The sequence below is a fragment of the Bacillus sp. FF-1 genome, from assembly GCF_028548245.1.
Taxonomy (GTDB): domain Bacteria; phylum Bacillota; class Bacilli; order Bacillales; family Bacillaceae_G; genus Bacillus_A; species Bacillus_A paranthracis.
Genome location: NZ_JAQQGG010000002.1, coordinates 205,861 through 230,791, shown reverse-complemented (window position 1 = coordinate 230,791; position 24,931 = coordinate 205,861). Strand labels below are relative to the sequence as shown.

Sequence of the window (24,931 nt, the reverse complement as noted above, 5' to 3'; positions counted from 1 at the left end):
TCCACATCCCTTTATACATTTTAACATCATATATTTACAAATCATACAAAAATTCTCATACAGCTATTTTTTAAAATATGTATTTTTCATTAAATAATATGTTCCTTTCACTGCAGATTGTGATTGTGATATAAATGTAACTTTTCCTATGCTTTTCTCACAGCATTTCTTAAATTCATCATATATTTCAGGAACGAAACGCAATATGCTGCCACTTACTGCAATGGAAGCTGATAAATCAAACTGCATCTTGTTATAAACATCTATTGTAATCCTTGCTAATTCCTTTCCAGCTTGCATCATAATTTCATGTGCAGCATCATTCCCATTTCTAGCTTCCCGAATAACGAATGGTGTGATTGCTGCAACTTTATCTTTTGCAGAACTATAAACTAGACTTTTTATATGAGACGATGTCAAAAGTTGAAACTCATCTTGAATTCTTAAGCTTAATGGACAAAGTCTAACTCCTTGATCCAATTGATTTACCATTCTCTTTAAAGCTTGTAATGCAATCCAATATCCACTTCCTTCATCACCTAAAATATGTCCCCATCCCCCACTATACTCGTAAACTTTTCCTTTCTTTCCAATACAAATTGCACCTGTACCACCAATCGTTAATATTCCATCCTTCCCTTTTAAAGCAGCTGCATGTGCTATCATTGCGTCATTAAAAACTTCAATTTGTATTCCGTACTTCTGTTTTAGACGTAATGTTAATTCATTTATATTTGCGCCACTTATACCTGCTAATCCTAAACAAATACAAACGCAATGTCCTTTCACTACATTTTTCTGGCATTGATCAATCGCTTCCATAATATGCACAAGAGCTTCTTCAAAATCTATTAATATATTTCCAAAACCACTCTTACCACTTATAATTTCCTTTCCGTCTTGATCAAAGGCAATTGCTTCTGTCTTCGTTCCCCCACCATCTACTCCAATCATATACTTCATATACGTTCTCCTCATTTTCTTCATATTGAAGGGTACGTTACATTCCCTAAAACTACAGATTTCTTTGCACCTGTTGCACTCGGCACATTACTCGGATTACGATGATACGTTTCGTTTGCTAAAATGGCAAAGGCGATAGCTTCTTTCGCCTCTGAAGAATAGCCTATATCTTCCTGAATGAATATTGCGCAGTTTTCATCCTTCAATCCATTTTGCAACATTTCAACAAGTGTGCTATTATAGCTGCCACCACCGCCTAATATCACCTCATCGATTTCATAATACGGCAAGATAAACTTCTTATAATGATGAACAATTGAATTTGCAGTAAACATCGTGACAGTCGTCAATATATTTTCTTTACTATGCTTTTCAAACCGCTTCAATAATTCACTTGCAAATTTTTCTCCAAACTGTTCTCTACCTGTTGATTTCGGCGGATTCATTTTCAAAAATGGATGACTGATACAATATGTCAAAATTTCATCTACAACTCTACCCTGTTTTGCAATTTCACCATTTTGATCATATGGCAACTGAAATAACCTTTGACATACTTCATCAATTATCATATTCCCTGGACCAGTATCAAAAGCTATAACGTTCTGATCACTTTTTTGACTTGGTATTACGGTAACATTACCAATCCCGCCGATATTTTGTAGTAGTCTATTTTTAGTTGGATGACGATATAAAATAATCTCTGAATATGGTACAAGTGGTGCACCTTGTCCTCCTGCTGCCATGTCCATCGTTCGGAAATTTGAGATAACCGTCGTGTTCGTGTCATATGCTATTACTGCAGGTTCCCCAATTTGCAATGTGGAAGGTATCCTATTACCATCTTGCTCCGGCTGATGATAAATCGTTTGTCCGTGAGAACCTATCAAATCTAATTGTTCCAAAGAAAAATTGGCCTCTTTACAAACTTCCTTTACAGCATTGGCAAAACATAAACCGAGCTTAAAATTCAAACTACATATGAGTTGGACATTTGAATTTTCTATTGATAATGCTTGTTGTATTTCACTTTTTATATCATTACGAAATGGAACTGTAGTAAAATGGATGAGTTTAACCTTAGAATCTACACCACTCCCTTCTATACGAACGAGCGCTACATCTATTCCATCTAATGAAGTACCGGACATTACCCCTGCAATATACATAACATGCATGACCTCCTATTTACTAAAAAACAATCATGTAAGTTACAAATGTACAACCGATCGAAAACAATATAAATCTAAAAAACAACTGAGCTTTCGATGCAAACGATCCATCAATGAAAGAAACAACTACTGTAAGCAAAATGCTTGCCGCAATGCTTGTAACAAGCCATATACTATGCATTTGTGATAGATGTAGCATTCTTAATAAAGGCACAAAAAGTAAATTCGCACATATCACTCCAAATAATAATAAAAATACACCTTTATAACTAAATTTTATATTCATTCCATTTCATCCTCTCTGGACTTCATGTGAAAGAAGTGATAGGCAAAATACCTATCACTCATAAATTAAAGCATAAAGATTATGGATTAACAGATTCGCCTTCACCACTCTTCTCAATTTCAAGCATATTTTTGTCGTACATTTTAAAGAATGGTAAATATATAAGGAACGATATTGCTATATTTATAAAAACTAATACAATCGCACGCCAATCCCCACCTGTTGCTAAATAAGCACCAATTGGAGCAGGTAATGTCCATGGCGGCATAATATGCGTTGGTGTTACAAATCCCATTGCAGTTGCAGAATATGCAACAGTTGCCGTTACAAGTGGTGTAATGATAAATGGGATAATTAAAATTGGATTTAGTACAATCGGCAAGCCGAATATGACTGGCTCATTTATATTAAAAATACCCGGAACAATACAAGTTCTTGATAATGCTTTCGAATATTTTGATCGACCAAATACAATCATAGCTAATACAAGCCCTAATGTCGCACCAGAACCGCCAATCCATATAAACCATTGATATAACGGCTCTGGTGAAATAAATGGCAACTGATCTGCTCCACTAGCAACTGCTTCTCCATTTTTCCCTAGATATACTTCCCATAATGGCCGAGCAACAGTTCCAACAACCGACACACCATGGATTCCGAATGACCAAAAAAACGTAATTAAAAACACTGGAATCATTACACCGAAGTAACTATCGCCAGCTTTTACTAATGGTGCTGCTAGTTTATCAACAACATGGTGTAAATCAATGCTAAAAACGACAGTTACTAGACTCATAATAATAATAACGAATGCAGCAGGTATAAGTGCTTCAAACGAACGCGACACAGATGGCGGTACTTGTTCTGGCATTTTAATCATTACATTTTTCTTCTTACAAAACCTTAAAATCTCTACGGATAAAATAGAAACAATCATCGTCACGAATAATCCATGACCTCCAAGATTTGTCATCGGAAGCATAAATCCTTTTTTATCAATTAATTCAGGAGTTAATGTTAATAGCAGTGAACATACTGCAAGCTGTGCTCCTGATAAAGCATCTAGTTTATAACTTTTCGCCAAATTATATCCTATTCCAAATGCTATATATAAAGACATAATAAACATCGTTAGGCGATATGGTATTAATATACTTGTTTGATTTTTTAATGCCCAAACAGATATGAAACTATCTTTCGGTAATGGTGGAAATGCTACGATTAAAAAGAAACTTCCTACGATGATAAATGGTAATGCTGAAATCACTCCATCACGGATTGCTTGTAAATGTCTCTGTTCAGAAAGTCTTGCCATCGGTCCAGATAAGTTTTTATCAAGAAACGTGACAAACTTATTCATAACGGTTCCCCCTAACGAATTAAATCATTTACAGTCTTTAATAAAGTCGGTCCACCAAGAGGTGTATATGCTTGCGGCGGTATAATACCGCACGGGATAGATTCCTCTTCTGCGAATTTTTTAACAGAATCAAATCGATGTCTAACTTGAGGTGCAACCATTACAACGTCCCAGCCATTCTTTACTTCTTCCTCTACCTCATTTGTTCCAATCGCATGCACTTCCATGTTCATACCCTTTTTCTCCGCCTCCTTTTTTAAAGCGTTTACAACAATTGCGCTGGACATTCCTCCAGAACAAACGAACAAAACCTTCATTTATGAATCCTCCTATACTTATAATTTATTCCCCTTCAAATGAAAGGAAGTTTCACTTTACTAACAAGCATATGAAGTAGTAAATGAATTTAGTTATACTGAAAGTAAATTTCATTAAAAATATTTTTCCTATTAAATTAATGTTTCAATATACAATTTTCTCTATTGCAAGGCCAACCTTGCCTCGTATATTATCTTAGATAATCATATGATAAGGAGGCGTATACATGATCGTTAAACGTTTATTTATGATATGTTGCATCGTCATCTTGTTCATCCCTTTCTCTTTCATTTCCCCTCACTTTACTTATGCTGAAGTAACTACTACGTACAAAAAACACGAATTACGTGCTGTATGGATCGCATCTGTTCTTAATATTGATTGGCCCTCAAAAACTAGCTTACCAATTGAAAATCAAAAACAAGAATTTATTAAATTATTAGACGATGTAAAAAACACTGATATGAATGCAGTCATTGTACAAATAAAACCAACTGCTGATGCCTTTTATCCTTCCAATTACGGCCCTTGGTCTGAATATATTACCGGTACACAAGGAAAAGATCCCGGATACGACCCACTAGCATTTATGATTGAAGAAGCACATAAAAGAAATATAGAATTTCACGCATGGATTAATCCATACCGAATAACGATGAATCATACTGATATAAATCGATTATCAAATAATCACCCTGCAAGACAGCACCCGGATTGGGTTGTACCTTATGGCGGAAAATTATATTACAACCCCGGTATTCCAGAAGTAAAAAAGTTTATAACTGAAGGTGCTTTAGAAATCGTACAAAATTACGATGTTGATGCATTACATATGGATGATTATTTTTATCCATATAAAGTGGCGGGTGAACAATTCCCCGATCAAAAAACGTACGAATTATATAATAACGGTAGATTTACAAATATAGAAGATTGGCGACGTAACAATGTAAATGAACTTGTAAGAGATTTAAATACTGCTATTAAACAAGAAAAGTCATATGTAAAATTTGGCATTAGCCCATTTGGCGTATGGCGAAATATAGCTGATGATCCAACTGGCTCTAACACAACTGCCGGCCAAAGAAACTTTGATGATCTTTATGCTGATACACGTGAGTGGATACAAAAAGGTTACATTGACTACATCACACCGCAAATATATTGGAATATAGGTTTCACTCCTGCTGCGTATGACATATTAGTAGATTGGTGGGTAAAAGAAACAAATAATAAACCGATCCACCTATATATCGGTCAGGCGGCCTATAAAATTAATAATAATTCTGTCCCAGCTTGGTCTGATCCAGAAGAATACCCAAGACAAATTGAATTAAATCGGTTATATCCTGAAATAAAAGGTAGTATGCATTTTAGCTTAAAAGATATTAATAACAATCCACTAGGAATTAAAGATAGACTCTCAAAAGACATATATAAATATCCTGCATTAATCCCCTCTATGCCTTGGCTTGATCATGATCCACCAAAACAACCGACTTTAAAAGGTGCTATTCCAAGAGATGAAGGTATTGCTGTAGGTATCATTGATAATAGAGAGAATGATTCTGCTTATTACGCCATTTACCGCGCGAATGGAAAAAATGAAGTGGATATACAAAATCCGAAAAATTTACTTACTACTGTAAGAAAGACAAAGCCTGGAGAAGTTTATTTAGATAAAACCGTTAATTCTGGAGAAACATATACGTATGTAGTAACTGCAGTTGATCGATTGCATAATGAAAGTGTTGCTTCTAGTCATACTACCGTTAAAGCAAAATAACAACTAATAAAAAAAACGCCTTAAAGCTAAGTATTATAGCTTTAAGGCGTCTTTTTTATTTATTCTTAAACTTCTCAGTCGCTGCTCTCATCTTCACATTCAAATCGTGATCAATCGAGTCGCGAATGTCCCTCTCTACTACTTCCATTTCTTTTTGGAAATTTTGTAAGTAGACTTTCAATTCTTCTTCTTTTTCAGGACGTTGTGATGGTGGTAATTGCACCACTAAAGATAACATCGCTATTAAATCTTTCATTAAGAACGTTTCAAGTTTATGTTGTTGTTCAAACATACGTTGCTCTTGATAGTACGGCAGTGCATTTAATACTGAAATTGTAATATCATCAACTGTTTTTTGTAATGAAGGATTTATTGAACGCTTATACGCTTGAATTGTATTTAATGCATCTGGATATCGATCATAAAAATACAATTTATAAAACGATAAATCTGTCGGTTTTACTGTTTGCTGCGTTTCTTGTCTTAAAAAATCTTTCACTTTTATCGCAGCTACATCAATATCTTCATTTGTAAGTTTTTTCGTTGTTTTTGCCATTACATGTACTTTTTTCTGTTTTTCTTTCGGTAACATTGAGAATACTTGCTCTCTCGTACGTTGGCTCGATGCACAGAAAAGAGTGTTTAATGTATGTTGCTCTTTTTTTCCTTCCGTGCGAATCCAGCGATAAAAGAGTGGATGTTGTGTAAATTCTTGTAGAAACGGTAATGATTTATTCGATAACTTTTCTAAAGAATCGTGTGCTCTTTTATATGGCTTCGTCCATGAAAAATACAGTTTTCGTCCGAAATATACGACTAAAACAACGACCGTAAATGCGATTAAAAGCAATGTACCGAGTAATAATAGTACGGTTTGAATGAAACTCATTTTTTCACCTCCTCTAAAAGTCTGCTATTTTCTTGGGCGCTGAATGAGCTTTTGTTTCATTTCATCATTAAATGTGTCTAGTTCAATAACAAACTTCTTACTTGACTCGATAATACGTTCTGATGATTTCTCAGAAGCTTCAATCGCAGCAAATACATTTTGGAATGATTCGCGTAATTTATCCATGCTAATTGCAGGATTTTCAAGAAGTTTTGTTGTTTCTTCTGTATTTTGTTTTAATGCCTGAGAATTACTTAATACCATAGACTCAATTGCTTCATTTGTTGCATTCACTGCATCAATTGTTTTACGCTGATTTGTTAATGCTAACTGGATAGCAGCAGAAACTGTTACAACGTTTTGCGTCATCGTAATTGCATTACGAATTGCCTCTGTTAACTTTTCATTATTTTTCTTAATAATGTCTACTGATGCGATAGATTGTAATAACACACTTTTCGCTTGTTGCATATTGCGCGTACGTACGAGTATCTTTTCTAATGCATCATTAATTAATGGAATATCCCTTTGACGTTCTGGATTTTGTTTCTCAGCTTCCAGCATGCCAGCAAGTTTTTTCCCTAAGTATACTTGCTTATCAAGCGCGTGAATTTTATCGTGTGATTGTTCCTTAAGCATCTCTAGGCCAACAGTATCTTCTTGTAAGTTGTCACGGCCAATTAGAAGCGATCTTATAATCTCCTCAATTTGCTTATCTATAGATTGGTATTTATGCACGTATGTTTCAAGTGGATTTTTCTTGAATACTTTAAACATAATTTTCTTCATGCCACTTGCTTTTAATGAGTTCGGATCAAGCTCTGATACTACTTTACGTAATTCTAACAATGTATTCGGGATTTCTTCATTTTTCCCGTTCATCATCGCTGTGACAGGACGTTTTAATGCTGATAACGTTTGTCCTGCTGCTTGTTGTTCTTTATCCCCTAAATCTCCTAGCTGAGACAATACTTTCGATAAATCTGTATTTTGCTCGCTATTTAATTTTTGTACATAAAGATCGGCTTCTTTATTTAATTCATCAAGTTCTTCATCTTTTATAACTGTATCAACTACTACTTCTACATTATTATCTTTCACAATTGATACGGGTTCTTTTTTCTCGAGTTCAGTCAACAAAATCGCTCCTTTATTTATATGTGCGAATTTATGTGCACTATATTTCATCTAATATATTGTATTTCATGTGCAAACAGCCTATATGAAATCAATTTTCAAGAAATACCTGCTTATGCAGTCATTCCCTGTTTCTTACTATAAGTATACCTGTAAACAACATAATTTTCCTCAGACTTAAGACCTAGAGACCGACATGCTGAAGGCGGATTCTTCGTATGTTACGTATATAAATTACGACCTTCCCATCCTACTGTACTCAATCTTTTGACATACACCCTTTTTCAATGTGATAATTATATTGCGTTCAATCCTATTGCTTCTTACGCGCTACAAATGCACCATTTTGAAATGCCAATAACACTGTTTCAAACATTTTATCTTCTTCAATCATTTTTATAAACTCAGCTAATTCACTCGCATGAGAAGTAGCATTATCGACAACAAGAAGACCTTGTGGTTGTAAAATGCGTTTTATATGTTCAAGCCACCACATGTATTGCGTACGCTCTGAATCTAGGAAAATAAAATCAAATGAATGATCTAGTTGTGAATCTAAAAATGCCCCTGCTTCTTGATTGTGAACATCAATCCTTTGCAACAAGTTTGCCTTTTCAAAATTGACAAGTGCCTCTCCAACTCGTTCTGAAGAAAGCTCCACAGTTGTTACATTTCCATTTGTTTCTTCTACCGCATTAGCTAACCACAATGTAGAATAACCATTAGAAGTTCCAATTTCTAAAATGTTTATTGCGCTACACCCTTTTACTAAAATTGATAAAAATTGCCCCATCTCACGAGAAATATTCCGTAATTTTTCTTCCCGTGTTTTTTTATTTCGATCATGCTCTTCTCCATATTGTTCAAGTTGAAATAATAATGAATTTAATGTATCCATTTTTTTCATCGCCTTTCTAAAGCAATATGATGAAAAAGCTCTTGTTGCTCGTCTACTTTCATTATATGCGAAACAAAAACCTTTTTCTCGTTATATGACAAAGATTTATAATTTTTTATAGCATATTGTTTCGTTTTTTGGTAAAGTTAATTTCTACGTGCAATTATTCCATTCATACTATTTTTAATTCAATTGCAGTTGTTAAATCATATAAACCCCATTTAAATGAATCGGTATTTCAAATTCAATTAAGCGCCCTTTCCGGACGCATTTTCTTTGTTTATATATTTCTAGAAGAAAGGATGCTTACAAATGAACGTGATTAGCTTAGATGCTGCTCGAAAACGAAAGCAGCACAAAAAATTAATGATTACTATACCGATTATTACACGTATTTATGAAGAAGACGGGGAAATTAAATTTGAGGTAGCTGGCGAAAAAGATGTACCTCTTGAAATGTTAGAAAAATAATAAAAAGACGCACTTCTAAAGAAATGCGTCTTTTTTATACTATTCTATTTAAGTGCATAAGTTTTTCAGGATTAACCATCATATAAATATTTGAGATTTTCTCATTCTCAAATGTGAATGAAAGTACATAAGTCACTTTGTTTTTCACTTTAACAATAACACCTGGGGCACCATTTACTATCTTATAATCAACATTGTACGCTGATGGGAACTTACTTCTAATTCCAGAGAATAAACGAATAATTCTATCTGCAGAATAGATTGGATGAATCGCAGTTGTAACTTTACCACCACCATCTGCTTTCAATATCGCATCTGTTTTTAATACTTCTAACATACCTTGCGCATCACCACATTGTAGTGATGATACAAACTTTTCAACATAATCAGCCATTTTCTTCGTACTTAATGTTGATTGCTTCGGCTTATCCAATATACTATTTCGTGCCCGTTGAAAGATCTTTCTACAGTTCACACTACTCTTATCAACAATTGAAGCTATTTCTTCGTATTCATAACTGAAAACCTCTCTTAATATGAAAACAATCCTTTCTACCTCAGACAGTTGTTGTAAAAGTAATAAATATGCTGTGGAAAGGGATTCTTTCATAACAAATGACTCTGATGGCTCATTACTTTCTTCTACAAGTGGCTCTGGTAACCACATCCCTACGTACACGTTACGTTTATGCGCTGCCGAACGTAATTTATCAATTGAACGATTTGTCGCCATCTTACACAAATATGCTTTCATATTTTCTATAGACTGAAGATCCTCTATATTATTTAACGAGATAAATACATCCTGAACGATATCCTCAGCATCCATAACACTCCCAAGGATTCTATATGCTAACGAAAATAATAATGGTTGATACGCTTCATATAATTGCTCCGTTTCCATGATGAACTCCCCCACTTTCTAATTGCTTTAAAATGTGTAACGCTGCACGTTTTCCACTTGCTACTGCAGCATCAGCTAATATTTCATCATGCCCAGTCCAATCACCTGCAACGTAAACACCTGGCATTTCAGGGATATTAGGACCTGATTTTTCAACTCGGTTTATATGAGGAAAATCATATACTACTGTTATTTTCGGTAAATATTGTTGCGCAACAACTTCTCTTTTCCAATTTGGATGTAGCAAATCCATTGTACTTTCTAACTGTTCTTTATCTTCATGAGTATGTTTCATCTCTAGTACAGGATTATGGTACTTAATTAAACTCACTGCAATTGATCCATCATCACTTAATTTAGCTGCTCTTGATTGATTCGTGAAAAATATAGGCTGATCTAACCCTAACGCAAATTGATGTGTCGGATTAGGTAATCGTCTCAAACCAATATCTAATGCAGCAACAGTAACCGGTACCGATTGTTCACTCCATCTATACAAACTTGTTCCTTCCACACCTTTAATTATGTTACAAGCTTCTTTCGGTGGAGTCGTCACAATGACTGTACCTACTTCAAATACCTCATCATCAAAACAATATATTCTTTGTTTATCTTCGTAATGCTCTATTTCCAAAACATGCTTTTTATCCAAAAATTGCACCCCGGCATGATTCGCAATGTCTCTTAATTTTGTTATTATCGTCTCCCAGCCACCATCTACATAAAATACCCCATCTTTTATCGAAAGCTGTATTTGCTTTAGTACAGATGATGCTAATTGTATTGTAGGAGCAAACGTATATGTTGTTGTTCGGCATAGCGCATAAAATATATTGCGAACCATTGGATCTTTTATTTCATTTTCTGCCCATGTAGTTAGGCTCACTTTTTGAACTTTTCTTACATCTAAATTCCCTAAACGAATCATAAGACGTGAGAATTGTACTTTTGCAGACCACGAAAGTAGTGGTGTTGATAAAATTGAACGGAAATCTGTTGGTATGGTGAAAATATCCCCTTTCCATATTCCATGTGCTTTTGTAGATGGAATTCCACCCGGTAGATTCATACCGAGCTCATTAAAAGTTAAAAATGCGGCTCCTCCTCTATATAAGGCGTGTGCACCAAGATTCATACAGATCCCATTTTTATTAATAGTCATCCCTCGACCACCAAAGCGATTGGACTTTTCTAAAACAATCACTTTTCTTCCAGCTTTCGCTAAATATATAGACGCTGTTAATCCAGCAAGGCCACCACCAACAATTGCTACATCAAATTTCTTCATAATAAAATCCCTCCTTATCGTTCTACATACAAGACGAACGATTAAGGAGGGATGTGACATGAAAATATATTTTTACTCATCTATTTTATTACATTATTTTTTTATTCGGTCATATTGCATACGAAATAACTCAATTGCAAATGGTATATCCTCTTCACTCTTTATATAATAACTGATCCATCCTGATTCAGGTAATACGTGATGTGGTTTGACCAATCCTTGGTTTACTAATTCATCCCGCTTTAACTTTGGAAATGGTAAATCGACTAACTTATCTCCATGCAGATGACCAAGTTCTTTCTTACCGTAATTTATTTCAATGCCGCCAAATCGATGCGGTTTTTCAGAAACACCCGCCCAGCTGAGCACTTCATTTCTAATCATTTCACTAAATGACATGAACCTTCACCCCTTATTAATGATTGATGTAATATTAAATTAACACGTTCTTTACTTTTTTCCATCAATCCAAAGTATGAATGGATATACGAATATAGTTTCATCTCAACACCTTTATTTTTTACATAATTAAAATAATTTCAAAGGGGATTTATTCTATTATATAGAATTACTATTAAAAATAATTTTAAGGGACGGATTTATATGAGCGAGGTATTATTACAAAAGGCAAATTATCTACAATTTAATGAATTAAAACTCTTGAAAAAAGCTATATATTTTGCAGAGCAAGCACATGATGGACAATACCGTCAAACTGGGGAACCATATATTATTCATCCTTTCGCAATTACAGAAATACTGCTAAATTATAAAGCTGACATTACAACATTGATTGCTGCTTTATTACACGATGTTGTAGAAGATACCGAATATTCTCTAGAAGAAATCGAATCACATTTCGGTGCGACTATTCGATATATTGTAAATGGATTAACAAAAGGGAAAAAACAACAAGATCAAAACAAAGTATTATACGAAGCAATTAATTTTAAAAAATTACTATTATCCTCTCAACATGATATACGTGTTGGCATTATTAAAGTTATAGATCGCCTTCATAATATAAAAACTTTGAATGTTAAAAAACCCGCGAAACAAGTAGCATATGCGAATGAAACATTAACACTTTTTGCGCCACTTGCAAAGCGACTTGGATTATATACAATCCAGTATGAATTAGAAAATCTTGCTTTTCAATATTTACATAAAGAAAGATATAGCAAGGTACTTAAATTCTTAACGGGATATGTTCCACATCTTCAAAAAAATATAACTGATTTAAGAAGAGCAATTCATTCTTTTTATGATACTAACCTTTCATTTGAAATAAACTATGAGTTCCCTCCGATTTATACTACTTACTCACAATTACAAGAAATACAAAACGTATCAGAGGTTTCACAAATTTGTATTACAACTACAAGTGTACTAGATTGCTATAAAATTCTTGGAATGATACATCAATTATACAATCCAACTATAAACTATTTCGAAGACAATATGGCACTTGAAAACAGCCATTTTAATAGCAATTTAAAAACTAAAATCAATATGAATGATACTGAACAAACAATTATCATTCAAACAAAACTTGCAAAAAGATTAAAAAATAATGGTATTTTTTCTTTATTGAATAATGAAACTATGGATATTCAATCCATATCTTATAAAATAATGAATGATACAATTGTGCATAACAATTTATTAACTACAGATCCAATTGCGTTCCACAATCTAGTATCGTACGAACTATTTGAAAATACCATAACGGCTTATACTTCAGATTTACAACCTATTTATTTACCAGATGGTGCTACAATTATTGATTTTACTTTCTCTGCATTTCCAAAAATTGCACATAACATGAAAAATGCAAAAGTAAACGGTATACCTGTTCCACTTAAAACAAAGGTATCCCATTTTGACGTCATAGAAATCTACTTTGATTTAAAACAAAACTTGGTATTAGATTGGCTCAATTATGCCAATACCGCTAAAGCACAATTAATTATTCAGCAAAAACTATCATAAAAAATAGACCAATGCTTCTTATAAAAAGTATTGGTCTGTTTTTTATGATACGAAATACACCCCATATTCTTTATGAAATAAGCAAATTTAATAAGATACCAACAACTGCACACAACCAACAATAGACACATATCCTAATTTTGTAACCTTACTTACTAATAGAAAGGCAGGTAATACAATTGAGTTCCAATATCGACTACACTTCCCCCTCAATTAATTTCACTTATGATTTAAATAAAAGTAATTTTTTTCAAAAAGATGCTCAAAACTATATAAACGTACTTGGCGAGAAACAATTAAATACGTTAGAAAACACTTCTTTATTAGATATCTATTTAAGTACAGGAAATGTTGTAGAGCCGCACATACATCAAAATGCAGCTGAACTTGTTTACTGCATTTCAGGCTCTGCAGTTGTTTCTTTACTTAATCCTTTTACAAATCAAATATTAAACTTACCAATAAAACCGGGGCAAGTTGCCAACATTCCACAAGCTTGGTGGCATTATGAAATTGCTACAGCAGATAACACTCATTTATTAGCAATCTTCGACGCACCAACACCAGAAGTTATTTTTGGTTCTGACATGTTAAGATTAACTCCCACTAATATAATGGCCCATACTTACTGTCTCGATGAGCAACAATGGAAACAAGCGGTATCCCCTATTCAATCCACTACAGTAATTGGTCCTCCAGCAAATTGTAATCAGAACCGCGGAACGATACCCCCTGCAACTCATCCTCCTAATCCACAACAAAATTTATATTACCAAGATTCATATTATTTTCCTCTTTACTGGGGATATTAATTTATATTATGAAAGGACAATTATTTATCTCCTCGGAAAATACGTAGGAGATTTTTTTATTATATACCCATTCCTATTTATTATCGTAACAATTAATAGAATAGCTACATATAATAGTTATATATTTAATTGGAGGTGATAGTACTATGAGTAATTATAACTATCGAAAAAACTACTCTCATAATAAAAATAGTAGTTCATCAACATCCTCTCAGTCTTCGAATTCTCAATCTTCCAATTCCCAATCACAACGAGACTTAGCCAATCAAGGCTATGTAAAGAAAAAAGGATGTAACTGTAATAAAAACAAATAGTTGATTACTAATTTGTACAATAACATTTTAACACTCACGATAAATAAATTACTTCCCTTTTATTTAAAAGATGAATTCTATTTCTAATAGAATTCATCTTTTTTATTTATAGATAATTTTTCATATCCTATAACTTATTCCATAAACAATAGATTATAAATCATAAATTTTGATTTTTTAACAAAGAGTACTTTCTCAATTGATTTATCGCCTATCTTTCCATAAAATATAGCCCTTCCTAATACAATTAGGAAGGGCTATATACAAATGCCAGTTCAAATTTCTAACAGACATTACAGCAAACTAGACGATATTAATACCTGCACTTACAAATCCAGCTACTGCAGCTATTGGACTTGCTGCTGTTAAGGAAACATATAATAATACTTTATCCCCAGCTGCTACTGGAATAGCTTCAGGTATGATCCCTGATGCTGTAGAACCAATTGCGATTGCAGCAAATGCTGGTGTTAATAATAGAGGTGCGCCTTGTACTGTAAACGTATTACTTGCAGCTGGTGCAGTTAATATTTGTATCTGCACTTGAACAGGTGATAATGGAGATAATGCAGCTGTTGCACTAAAGAAACCTGCTAATGACGTAATAACACCTGCGCGTGGTGCTACAAATGCATAATCACCTACACCTAACGCTAACGTGATACTTGTTCCACCCGTTAAAGCTATACCAGGCTGACTAAAACCAAACCCAAGGAGAGTTCCTGTATTAGCTATTAACGCGTTAACTAACGCAGCTGGTGTTGTACCCGAAGCGAATGGAATAATAGCTCCGCCACCAGTTGCTCCAGTTGCTCCCGTTGCTCCCGTTAGGCCTGTTGCTCCTGTCGGGCCTGTTGCTCCTGCTAGACCTGTTGCTCCTGTCGGGCCTGTTGCTCCTGTTAGACCTGTTGCTCCTGTCGGGCCTGTTGCTCCTGCTAGACCTGTTGCTCCCGTTGGGCCTGTTGCTCCTGTTAAACCTGTTGCACCACCAGTACCTACTGGACCCGTCGCTCCTGTTGGACCTGTTGGACCTGTCGCTCCTGTTGGACCTGTTGCTCCTCCTCCTGGACCTGTTGGACCTGTTGGACCTGTTGCTCCTCCTCCTGGACCTGTTGGACCTGTTGGACCTGTTGCTCCTCCTCCTGGAGTAGCACCAATTAGTTGAACTAATAAGTTTAATAGAAGTTGTAAGCTTGCAGGATCAAGAATTAAAGAGAAGAAGAATGGTGCAAGAGCACTGAAGAATTGTTGTAATAAAGAAAGTAATTGACTTAGATTTGGATTAGGGGATTGAAGTAAGTTAATAATACTTTGAATTAATTGTTTTAAGAAATTTCCTTCTGGAGAAGGTGCTAATTCATTTAGCAAGTTCAATAGCTGAGTAAACAAATTGAGTAAAGCTAATCTGTTTGCATCACTTGGATTTGCAAAAAACGCTGCAATAGCCGCAATTAAAGAGTTTAGTAAAGTTATTAATCTTCCTAATTGTTCGCTAGTAATTGGAACTGTTTGTGGATTGTTACAACAATCTGGTGTGAAAACAATCGGATTATTGCAGTTGTTATGACCAAAACAATCATTATGTTTCATTTATTTCCTCCTTACCTTTCTTTTATTTGAGTATTTTCCTATTATAAGAACTATAAAATTGTGCATAGATTTAATTCACTTAAAATAGGAAACATGAATAATAATTAAACTTTAAAACGTTATTTAATTATGTTCATGACTCACATATTAATTATATGTTTTTAATAATTGACTGCTTAGATTAAACACCTAAACTTAGAAGTTTATTTTATTTTTCCACGTTTATCTCTTAGGTTTAAAAGCACATTTTAATTTAAATATTAAAACTAAGCATTAGCATATAACCAATAACTTACAAATAATAAGTAATAACACCACCTTTTCAAATAAATAACAATAATATCTTTACTTAAATTATGTTCCTTCTATTATCATAAAGCCGTTTCTATTATCAAAAACTCTCATACAATATAGTGGACAAGTTATTGTATACTTCGTTCCAAAAAACAATATAGGGAGTGAGAATTAATTGCCAATTATTCAACCATTTATGGCATCTAGAAGATTTACATCTACATTAGGAGCTGGTACAGGAACAGGTGCAGCTTTTGCAATTGCTGCTACAGCTTGTTTAAACGATGCTGGCACTACTGCAACTGCTTTTCCGACTTTTACGTATTACAACTTATATGTAAACGGCATTCTTCAACCTAGTGTGAACTCCAGTGTTACTACTGGACCTACTGGTGCTATTACAATTCCTGGCGGAGATGCATTAGACGGTGGAATTCCAATTACAATCGAATTTATCGTCACTTAGTTTTAACTATTTTAATGTAGAGCAAAAAGACAGATCCTTCTTATTTAAGAATCTGTCTTTTTTAATTAATAATGATAAATTGTAAAATAATTGAAGAACCTTGTGATGGTGGTTGATTATCTAATAAAGTTAGCTGGCCAGTACTAACCTGATATAATGGCTGTGGTTGAAGTATTCCATTAATAAACAAATTAATGTAAGAAACCTCATCAGGAGATAATATGTGAGTTGTACCATATTGAGCTAGCCCATCTGAATCTATATATGTAAGTTTTTCTCCATCTGAAAAAGTGTAAAATAATAAATTAGTTGTTGTTATGGGGCCAATAACTCCAGTTGGACCTGTTGTTCCTGTTGTTCCTGTTACTCCCGTTGCTCCTGTTGCTCCCGTTGCTCCTGTTGTCCCTGTTACTCCTGTTGCCCCTGTTGCTCCCGTTGCTCCTGTTGTCCCTGTTACTCCTGTTGCCCCTGTTGCTCCCGTTGCTCCTGTTGTCCCTGTTGCTCCCGTTACTCCTGTTGCTCCCGTTACTCCTGTTGCTCCTGTTGCTCCCGTTGTTCCCGCTGATCCTGTTGCTCCCGTTGACCCTGTTGCTCCTGTTGCTCCCGTTGCTCCCGTTGACCCTGTTGCTCCCGTTACTCCTGTTGCTCCCGTTGCCCCTGTTGCTCCCGTTGACCCTGTTGCTCCTGTTGACCCTGTTGCTCCTGTTGCTCCCGTTGCTCCCGTTGACCCTGTTGCTCCCGTTACTCCTGTTGCTCCCGTTGACCCTGTTGCTCCTGTCGCTCCCGTTGACCCTGTTGCTCCTGTTGCTCCCGTTGACCCTGTTGCTCCTGTTGCTCCCGTTGCTCCCGTTGCTCCCGTTGGAATATAAATTGGCGGAAGAACCGGAAAAGTAGGTCCAATATTTTCTGGTCTTACCATACCTTTATTCAAAGATAATTTTTCATCGCTGTTCAATTTTCTACCTCATTTCACATTTTGTTTACTAATTAACAAAATAAAACCTCTATCATTTTAGAAAAATTCCATAACTACTTTTTCATACTCAAATGATTTTACATAAAGTAAACTTTTTACCGTTACTATAACTAGTAGTATTAATATAATAAAATGATAGTTCCATTCCAAAATACTAAATCGCTACTATTAAACTCTTCGACTCCACTTTCCGGATCTATCTTTTCACCCGCATTATCAACTTCAAATTATAATAATAATTTAATAATTAATTTAATTGCTGGTAATACAATTTCACTTCAACTATTCGGCGTATTATCCATAGTTAATTTAGTTGGGGGTGGTTCAACAGGTGCCTCTTTAACAATTATACGAATCGATTAAAAAATGATTCGTTCTTTTTTATAATAACCATTCTTAAATGCTAAAATAGTAACTATTACATCATTCCTTAAGCTTATATATTAATAACTTCACGACAGTGATTTTGCAATAAGAAACACTTTGTACTATATTCATAGTACAAAGTATCTATACTAAATTTTCCGTATATACATTATCAATTTACACTGCTCTCTGCCAATGTTACATTAAAGGTGAAGGTAGTTTCTCAAATGCGAACCATCTCAATACGTATATGAGAAACAAACTCCAATCCTATACGCGAGAGCAATACTATGTTGACACTCAAACGAGTGTCCTTTTTTATGAATTTCAAAAATAAAACCATCTTTTATAGATGGTTTATCAACGCACTTTTCTTTATATTCTTCGTATAATAGTAAATTTATATAACCGGATAATGTATGGTCATACTTAACCTAGTTAGCGTTCTTCCGAAATTATGATAAGAGTGTGGTCTATCCGCCTTAAAGCGAATTGAATCCCCACTATTTAATTTATATTGACAATCATTTATTTCAATTGTCAATTCCCCTTCAAATACCGTTATAAATTCTTCGGTCCCTTCTTTATGACCTTCCGAACTTAATTTTCCTTCAGTTTCAATTTCAACTGTATAGATTTCAAAGTTCCTATTATCTTGAAAAGGAAAAGATGGATACACTTTATATCTCCCATTGTCTTCTAATAATGCTTGAACATCACTTCGTAAAACGACTTTCGTATCCGGTTGCGGATTATTAATTAAAGAAGTAAAAGACACTTTCAACCCATTAGCTATTTTCCATATCGTTGTTAATGTTGGACTTGACTCTCCACGTTCAATTTGTCCAATCATTGTTTTACTCACACCTGTTAATTGGGCAACTTTTTCTAAACTTAATTTTTCTTTCTCTCGTATTGTTTTTAAATTTTTTGCCAGAATAAGTTGAATTTCTTCCATAAGAAACACTCCTAAACTATATACAATATAACGACCGTTATGTATAATAAAAAGCACACTTTATATTGTTATTTTCGGTCATTATAACATACACCAAATAATTAGGGGGTTTTGAAATGCCTATATTCTCTTTTTTGTTATTTGTTATTATAAGTAGCTTCACACCCGGTCCTAACAATTTCTTAGCTATGACATACGCCAATCAACATGGTTTAAAAAAGAGTATGCAATTTTGCTTTGGAGTAGCTTTCGGTTTTTTCATCCTCACTTCCTTATGTAGCTTCTTTAATATTGTACTAATTAATATCCTACCTATAATTGAATTCCCTTTAAAAATTTTAGGTGTAGCATACATGCTATATTTAGCCCTTAAAATACTCACAAGTAAAACTAGCATAAATCCCGATGAAAAATATAATAAAAATTTATTTACAGTTGGGATTTTCCTTCAGTTTATTAACCCTAAAGGAATACTATTCGGACTAACTGTAGTATCAACTTTTATTCTTCCTTACTACAATTCATATTCAAGTTATCTACTTTTTTCATTATTTCTAGGTGTAGTTGGATTAATGAGCACATTTAGTTGGACATTATTCGGTTTCATGTTTCAAAAACTTTTGTTGAAGCATACTAAATCATTTAACATCCTTATGGCCGTTTTATTAGTTTTCAGTGCGCTTTCCATTATAATCAATTAAATTTCCTTTATTAAAAAAAAGAGGATTACTCAATAAAAGTATCCTCTTTTTGAGGCCGAGTGATTTTTCTGTTTCACTAAAATAAAATCTTTACTTAACTTTCCATACCACCAGCCTCTACGCTCAAGGTAATCCGTCATTCCTTTAAGTTGCGGCCTCTACTTTTTATTATTCATTTTAAAATCTCTTTATAATAATACAGAAAAATACGCTATAATATAAGTTATTGTTCTTTAGGAGGGGTTTAATGACTGATAAGTATAAATTTTTAATTCTTGTTGTTACAGCATTTTTTTCTTTCTTTTCCTTAATAAAAGATTTCCGTAACACTTCAAAAAGTTTCTTTTGGGGAAGCTTTGCAATCCTAACAAGCTTTATATTATTATTAACACACGCTTTAGAGTTAACTCCAATACTTCTCCATTCAGCCCAGATGGCTCTTGAGATTATTACAATACCTCGTAAATTATTGTTCCCGTCTGGCACTGAAATTGCTAGTAATTGCTAACAATTCGTGTATCTAAAAAAATTCAAGTCTATATTTCTAATTATCTTTATAAATATAAAAATGCGGTTTCTCCTTTCTAGAGAAACCGCACCCTATCAAAAATTCTTCTTAAATTTTAAACTGACTCGTATACAGATCAAAGTAAAATCCTCTATCTTCCATGAGAGATTCATGGTTCCCTTTTCCCAAAATACTTCCATCTTTTATAACAAGGATTTGATCTGCTTTTTCAATCGTTTTCAGTCGATGAGCGATTACGAAACTTGTTCGACCTCTCATTAAATTGTTTAGTCCTTCTTGTATTTGTAATTCTGTTCTCGTATCAATATTAGATGTTGCTTCGTCGAGAATTAATATATCTGCATCTGCTAAAATTGCCCGTGCAATCGCAAGAAGTTGTTTCTGTCCTTGACTTAAATTCGATCCTTCTGAAGCAATTTTCGTTTCATATTGATTCGGTAAATGTTTTATAAAAGAATGTGCAGATGCTGCCTTAGCTGCATTGATTACCTCTTCATCACTAGCATCTAATCGACCATAACGTATATTATCCATAATCGTCCCAGCAAATAAATACGTATCTTGTAAAACTACTCCTATTTTACTTCGCAACGAATTCATATCATATTCTTTTATGTTTTTTCCATCAATATGAATTTGTCCTTGCTGTATATCGTAAAAGCGCGTTAGCAAATTAATGATTGTTGTTTTGCCCGATCCAGTTGGACCTACTAAAGCAATTGTCTCCCCTGGCCGCGCTTTAAGACTCACTTCTTTTAAAATCGTTTTATTTTCCTCATACCCAAATGAAACATTCTCGAGTGCAACATGTCCTTGTAAATTTTGTACAACGAATGCATCTTTTTTATTTTTGATTTCCGGTACTTCATCCATAATTTCAAAGACACGTTCCCCACCAGCCACTGCCGCTTGAATCGTATTCATTAAAGTTGCGAATTGACTGAGTGGTCTTGAGAATTGACGAGAATAATTAATAAAAGCTGCAATGACACCTACTGTTGTCATTCCATTTAAAGCCATTACTGACCCAGTCCCAATTACAAGTCCCATACCTAAGTTGTTAATAAAGTTCATACTCGGAAAAATAAAAGCTGAAAATGTATCCGCCTTCGTTGCAGAAACTCTTAGCTGTTCATTAATTTTATTGAAATTTTGTACGGTTTCTTTTTCTTTCCCATATAACGTTGTAACATCCGCACCTGTTATAGCTTCCTCAATAAATCCATTTAATTCTCCTAAATCTTTTTGACGCTTTGCAAAGTTTTTACCACTATAAGCAACTAGTTTTTTTGTAACGAAAAACATAATAGGTACTGTAATTAAAGTAACAATCGCTAAAATCCAATCTAATGCGAACATCGCAATCGTCACACCTATAAAAGTTAGCGCTGATGAAATAATTTGTACAACACTTTGTGTCAACGCTTGATTCAAATTATCTATATCATTTGTTACACGACTCATTAAATCCCCTTGAGAACGTACATCAAAGAACCGTAAAGAAAGCGTTTGGATTTTCTCAAAAATATCTTGTCTTATTTTTTGTATCGTTTTTAATGCAACGTTAACCATGACAAATGTTTGTAACCAAGTTAAAAACACTGTAATACCATAAATTGCGATAAGTAACATGCACATTCTTGCTGTGCCATTTAAATCTTTCGGTACAATATATTGATCTATAATTACTCCCATTAAATAAGGACCTAATAATCCAAGTAACGTTGTAGCAAATACTAAAAATATAACGAACGTAAGAGCAGCCTTTTGATAGCCCATATAGTTCCATACTCTCATCACAGTTCCTTTCGTATTTTTAGCCTTCCCCATCTTTGTTGCGTTACGCCCACCTTTATTAGCAAATTGCCCTTGAAAATTACGCATGTTCTTTCCCACCTTCCTTATACAAATTGCCACCTTGGGAAAGATAGATTTCTTGATAAACCTCGCATTGTTCTAGCAGTTCTTTATGTGTACCATCACCAACTAATTCACCATTATCTAACACGAGAATTTTATCAGCATCTATTATTGATGAGATTTTAGAAGCAATTAATAATGTTGTTGTTCCTTTATATTCTCTCCTTAATGCTGATTGAATGTTAGATTCTGATTTAGCATCAACTGCTGATGTAGAATCATCTAATACAAGAATAGATGGCTTTCTCACAAGCGCCCTTGCAATGGATACACGTTGTTTTTGTCCACCTGATAAATTCGTCGCACCTTGTGTTACATGATATTGATAAGAATCTTCCAGTTTGTTAATAAACTCAGTCGCACAAGCTGATGAAGCCGCCACTTCCAGCTCTTCCTTCGTTGCATCTTCTTTTCCATAACGTAAGTTCTCTTCTATACTACCTGAAAACAACAATGCCTTTTGAGGTACAAACCCGATTGAACCACGAAGTTTTTGTAAATCGTATGCCTTAACATTTATTCCATCAATACATATTTCACCTTGATCAACATCGTATAAGCGTGGTAACAATTTTGCTAAAGTAGATTTACCACTTCCTGTAGAACCGATAACCCCTACTTTTTCACCTTTACATATGCGAAATGAAATATCTTTTAAAACATATTCATTATTTTTCGTATAACTATAACTAACATTTTTAAAATCAATATTCCCCTCAATTTCCTTAGGTACAAGCGCATTTGTTTCGCTCGTAATATCAACCTCAGTATTTAAAACTTGCTGTACTCGATCCGCAGACGGAAATGCTCGCGCGATTTGCATAAATACCATACTGATAGACATAAGTGACATTAAAATGATATTCAAATAATTTATAAACGCTAATATAGCTCCTACTTGAAGAGTCCCGTTAAATACTTTTTCTCCACCAATCCATAATGTTGCGACAATCCCTCCGCTTACAACTAACATTATGATTGGCATCATTAAGGAAATAAGCTGCACCGCTCGAATATTTATCTTCGTTAAATTTGTATTAACATTTCCAAACTGATTAATTTCATATTTTTGTCTTACATACGCTTTAATAACACGTACTCCAGATAAATTTTCTTGTAACTTTGTATTCACTTTATCTAATGCTTCTTGCACCTTTTTGAACGTCCCGCTCGCTTTACTCGCAATGAATATAATGGCAAGTAATAAAATTGGAACGACTACGAGTAATATAGGAAATAACTCGCGTGCTGTCACAAAAACAATTATGATACTTCCGATAAATAACAAAGGACCACGAACGAGAACACGTAATGTCATCGTCATCGCCGATTGAATAGATGTAATATCATTTGTCACTATCGTTAATAACTTTCCAGTTCCAAACGAATCACGATTTTCACTAGAAAATGTTTCTATTTTCGTAAACACATTTTTTCGTATGTCAGTAGCGAAATTAACAGCTGCTTTTGTAGAATACATCATACACCCAAGCCCTCCAACTAAACCGAGTGCTGCAGCTCCTATCATAAGAAGTCCCATTTTTATTACATAATTCATATCCCGATTTGCTATCCCAACATCAATAATATGTTGCATAATAGTCGGTTGAATTAAGTCCATCGCAACCTCAAGTACCATAAATAGTGGTCCAATAATAGCGAAGAACATGTATGGTTTTAAATACTGTAATAATTTACGAAATGATTTCATACATAATCTCCTTTTCCCATGAAATTACCCCCGAATAACTCATATCCCTCCTTATTTAAGCGCTGTAGTTTGTAATTTCTTTCTTATTCCTATTATATTATGTAAATTAATATTTAACATTATTAAATGATAAGCATTAATGACTTTACGGTCAATAAATGTGCTTTTTATTATATACATATAAAAACCGCATTCCTAATGAAAAGAATACGGTTTTTCATCTATATTTTTTCAGTTGTAAACTCTAAAAACTCAGTCTCAAATCCATTATTTTTAGACGGACTACACGTGTAAAAACCTATTTTAATAGGCTTATTTCCTATATCCTCCATCAAATGAGCGATTCTTATTTGTTCCCATTGGTGGATCTTCTTCACATATATTGTATAATCACCACGTTTACGAACAATTCGAAAACGCAGTTGCTCGTTAGCTAATTCTGTCGGAAAGTCTTGCGTGGACCAATCGGAATATCCATTATTCGTTACGACAGCTCCTAAATGAGATGGACCATCTGGAATATATTCTAATGAAGTTTTCAGCCAACACTTTTCCGAAACCATAACAAAAAGACCAGCTTGATCGAATTTTGAATTTGGATTCATACGCAATTGAACTTCAGCTTGAAAGTCTGTCATCGTCTCTGTATAAAATACATGACCATTCATTACTTCGAATCCATAATGTGTTTTAAGCCAAAAATCTGTTTCGGCTTTCGAGCGGACAATAAGCGCATGATTGTTATTAAGCTTATAATATTCAGGTACATTCATTATAGTAAGTTGCTCAATATGTTCTGGTATATGTGATATTTTCATAGTTCCTCC

General features: G+C 34.1%; 24 protein-coding genes and 1 pseudogene. 8 read left to right on the top strand and 17 right to left on the bottom strand.

All coding sequences use genetic code 11. The annotated features are described in order from the left end of the window. Positions 1-63: 63 nt before the first annotated feature. The 5 genes from PQF83_RS06565 to PQF83_RS06545 all read right to left on the bottom strand — a co-directional run bounded on the left by PQF83_RS06565 (position 64) and on the right by PQF83_RS06545 (position 4,101). Positions 64-963, bottom strand: a complete 900-nt coding sequence (locus PQF83_RS06565) for a BadF/BadG/BcrA/BcrD ATPase family protein (protein ID WP_000876597.1) — start codon at positions 961-963, stop codon at positions 64-66. Between the two features lie 20 nt (positions 964-983). After that, positions 984-2,132 carry an anhydro-N-acetylmuramic acid kinase AnmK gene (anmK, locus tag PQF83_RS06560; protein ID WP_000274985.1) on the bottom strand — a complete coding sequence of 383 codons (1,149 nt, stop codon included), beginning with the start codon at positions 2,130-2,132 and terminating at the stop codon, positions 984-986. A 22-nt stretch (positions 2,133-2,154) separates the two neighbouring features. Next, positions 2,155-2,421 carry a hypothetical protein gene (locus PQF83_RS06555; RefSeq protein ID WP_001021973.1) on the bottom strand — a complete coding sequence of 89 codons (267 nt, stop codon included), beginning with the start codon at positions 2,419-2,421 and terminating at the stop codon, positions 2,155-2,157. Between the two features lie 79 nt (positions 2,422-2,500). After that, positions 2,501-3,784 (bottom strand): PTS sugar transporter subunit IIC, encoded by a 1,284-nt coding sequence (locus PQF83_RS06550; RefSeq protein WP_001032282.1) that lies wholly within the window; start codon positions 3,782-3,784, stop codon positions 2,501-2,503. 11 nt (positions 3,785-3,795) lie between these two features. After that, positions 3,796-4,101, bottom strand: a complete 306-nt coding sequence (locus PQF83_RS06545) for a PTS sugar transporter subunit IIB (RefSeq protein ID WP_000865887.1) — start codon at positions 4,099-4,101, stop codon at positions 3,796-3,798. A gap of 227 nt (positions 4,102-4,328) precedes the next feature. On the opposite strand from PQF83_RS06545, the gene PQF83_RS06540 reads away from it, so the two are divergent. Further along, entirely contained in the window at positions 4,329-5,888 is a 1,560-nt protein-coding gene (locus tag PQF83_RS06540; protein WP_000635975.1) for a glycoside hydrolase family 10 protein, read from the top strand. A gap of 55 nt (positions 5,889-5,943) precedes the next feature. Here the strand turns inward: PQF83_RS06540 and PQF83_RS06535 are convergent, their stop codons facing one another. The 3 genes from PQF83_RS06535 to PQF83_RS06525 form a co-directional block, all read right to left on the bottom strand. Next, positions 5,944-6,777: a DUF3974 domain-containing protein gene (locus tag PQF83_RS06535; protein ID WP_000008365.1), complete on the bottom strand. Its 834-nt coding sequence runs from the start codon at positions 6,775-6,777 to the stop codon at positions 5,944-5,946. Between the two features lie 24 nt (positions 6,778-6,801). Further along, a complete protein-coding gene (locus PQF83_RS06530) occupies positions 6,802-7,914 on the bottom strand; it encodes a toxic anion resistance protein (RefSeq protein ID WP_000137402.1) in 1,113 nt (370 codons plus the stop codon). Positions 7,915-8,227: 313 nt separating this feature from the next. Beyond that, complete coding sequence (locus tag PQF83_RS06525) at positions 8,228-8,821, bottom strand: O-methyltransferase (protein WP_001997477.1); 594 nt, start codon at positions 8,819-8,821, stop codon at positions 8,228-8,230. Positions 8,822-9,124: 303 nt separating this feature from the next. On the opposite strand from PQF83_RS06525, the gene PQF83_RS06520 reads away from it, so the two are divergent. Continuing rightward, complete coding sequence (locus tag PQF83_RS06520) at positions 9,125-9,283, top strand: hypothetical protein (protein WP_001100984.1); 159 nt, start codon at positions 9,125-9,127, stop codon at positions 9,281-9,283. 34 nt (positions 9,284-9,317) lie between these two features. Here PQF83_RS06520 and PQF83_RS06515 read toward each other — a convergent pair whose 3' ends face one another. The 3 genes from PQF83_RS06515 to PQF83_RS06505 all read right to left on the bottom strand — a co-directional run bounded on the left by PQF83_RS06515 (position 9,318) and on the right by PQF83_RS06505 (position 11,874). Continuing rightward, positions 9,318-10,187: an RNA polymerase sigma-70 factor gene (locus PQF83_RS06515; protein ID WP_000447135.1), complete on the bottom strand. Its 870-nt coding sequence runs from the start codon at positions 10,185-10,187 to the stop codon at positions 9,318-9,320. Beyond that, positions 10,165-11,475: a phytoene desaturase family protein gene (locus PQF83_RS06510; RefSeq protein WP_000712991.1), complete on the bottom strand. Its 1,311-nt coding sequence runs from the start codon at positions 11,473-11,475 to the stop codon at positions 10,165-10,167. The genes PQF83_RS06515 and PQF83_RS06510 overlap by 23 nt, the downstream gene beginning before the upstream one ends. A 93-nt stretch (positions 11,476-11,568) precedes the next feature. Then, the gene (locus PQF83_RS06505) at positions 11,569-11,874 is read right to left on the bottom strand and encodes a luciferase domain-containing protein (protein ID WP_000010324.1); all 306 of its coding nucleotides are present in this window, start codon (positions 11,872-11,874) and stop codon (positions 11,569-11,571) included. A 204-nt stretch (positions 11,875-12,078) separates the two neighbouring features. On the opposite strand from PQF83_RS06505, the gene PQF83_RS06500 reads away from it, so the two are divergent. Together PQF83_RS06500 and PQF83_RS06495 are read left to right on the top strand one after the other, a co-directional pair. After that, on the top strand, positions 12,079-13,467 hold the full coding sequence (locus PQF83_RS06500; protein WP_000005699.1) for an HD domain-containing protein: 1,389 nt from the start codon (positions 12,079-12,081) through the stop codon (positions 13,465-13,467). A gap of 179 nt (positions 13,468-13,646) precedes the next feature. Then, a complete protein-coding gene (locus tag PQF83_RS06495) occupies positions 13,647-14,279 on the top strand; it encodes a cupin domain-containing protein (RefSeq protein ID WP_000097590.1) in 633 nt (210 codons plus the stop codon). Positions 14,280-14,896: 617 nt separating this feature from the next. Here PQF83_RS06495 and PQF83_RS06490 read toward each other — a convergent pair. Beyond that, entirely contained in the window at positions 14,897-16,183 is a 1,287-nt protein-coding gene (locus PQF83_RS06490) for an exosporium glycoprotein BclB-related protein (RefSeq protein ID WP_061184308.1), read from the bottom strand. 469 nt (positions 16,184-16,652) lie between these two features. On the opposite strand from PQF83_RS06490, the gene PQF83_RS06485 reads away from it, so the two are divergent. Beyond that, positions 16,653-16,943, top strand: coding sequence for a DUF4183 domain-containing protein (locus PQF83_RS06485; protein ID WP_001121647.1), 291 nt, complete (start codon positions 16,653-16,655; stop codon positions 16,941-16,943). A 61-nt stretch (positions 16,944-17,004) separates the two neighbouring features. Here the strand turns inward: PQF83_RS06485 and PQF83_RS06480 are convergent, their stop codons facing one another. After that, a complete protein-coding gene (locus tag PQF83_RS06480; RefSeq protein ID WP_196240857.1) occupies positions 17,005-17,898 on the bottom strand; it encodes a DUF4183 domain-containing protein in 894 nt (297 codons plus the stop codon). Between the two features lie 183 nt (positions 17,899-18,081). Between PQF83_RS06480 and PQF83_RS06475 the strand changes: the two are divergent. Beyond that, positions 18,082-18,282, top strand: a pseudogene (locus tag PQF83_RS06475) (BclA C-terminal domain-containing protein); the annotation flags it as partial. Between the two features lie 403 nt (positions 18,283-18,685). Here the strand turns inward: PQF83_RS06475 and PQF83_RS06470 are convergent. Next, positions 18,686-19,300 carry a helix-turn-helix domain-containing protein gene (locus PQF83_RS06470; RefSeq protein WP_117611404.1) on the bottom strand — a complete coding sequence of 205 codons (615 nt, stop codon included), beginning with the start codon at positions 19,298-19,300 and terminating at the stop codon, positions 18,686-18,688. A gap of 59 nt (positions 19,301-19,359) precedes the next feature. Here PQF83_RS06470 and PQF83_RS06465 point away from each other — a divergent pair, with 59 nt between their 5' ends. Both PQF83_RS06465 and PQF83_RS06460 read left to right on the top strand, forming a co-directional pair. Continuing rightward, positions 19,360-19,944 carry a LysE family transporter gene (locus PQF83_RS06465; protein ID WP_001121306.1) on the top strand — a complete coding sequence of 195 codons (585 nt, stop codon included), beginning with the start codon at positions 19,360-19,362 and terminating at the stop codon, positions 19,942-19,944. A 247-nt stretch (positions 19,945-20,191) separates the two neighbouring features. Further along, a complete protein-coding gene (locus tag PQF83_RS06460; RefSeq protein WP_000130520.1) occupies positions 20,192-20,452 on the top strand; it encodes a hypothetical protein in 261 nt (86 codons plus the stop codon). A 108-nt stretch (positions 20,453-20,560) separates the two neighbouring features. On the opposite strand, the gene PQF83_RS06455 is transcribed toward PQF83_RS06460, so the two are convergent. From PQF83_RS06455 to PQF83_RS06445, 3 genes are all read right to left on the bottom strand, one after another. Then, positions 20,561-22,357 (bottom strand): ABC transporter ATP-binding protein, encoded by a 1,797-nt coding sequence (locus tag PQF83_RS06455; RefSeq protein ID WP_272792289.1) that lies wholly within the window; start codon positions 22,355-22,357, stop codon positions 20,561-20,563. Then, positions 22,350-24,104: an ABC transporter ATP-binding protein gene (locus tag PQF83_RS06450; protein ID WP_000834810.1), complete on the bottom strand. Its 1,755-nt coding sequence runs from the start codon at positions 24,102-24,104 to the stop codon at positions 22,350-22,352. Before PQF83_RS06450 ends, PQF83_RS06455 begins: the two co-directional genes overlap by 8 nt. 221 nt (positions 24,105-24,325) lie before the next feature. Further along, entirely contained in the window at positions 24,326-24,922 is a 597-nt protein-coding gene (locus PQF83_RS06445) for a DUF1349 domain-containing protein (protein ID WP_000703153.1), read from the bottom strand. Between the last annotated feature and the right edge of the window lie 9 nt (positions 24,923-24,931).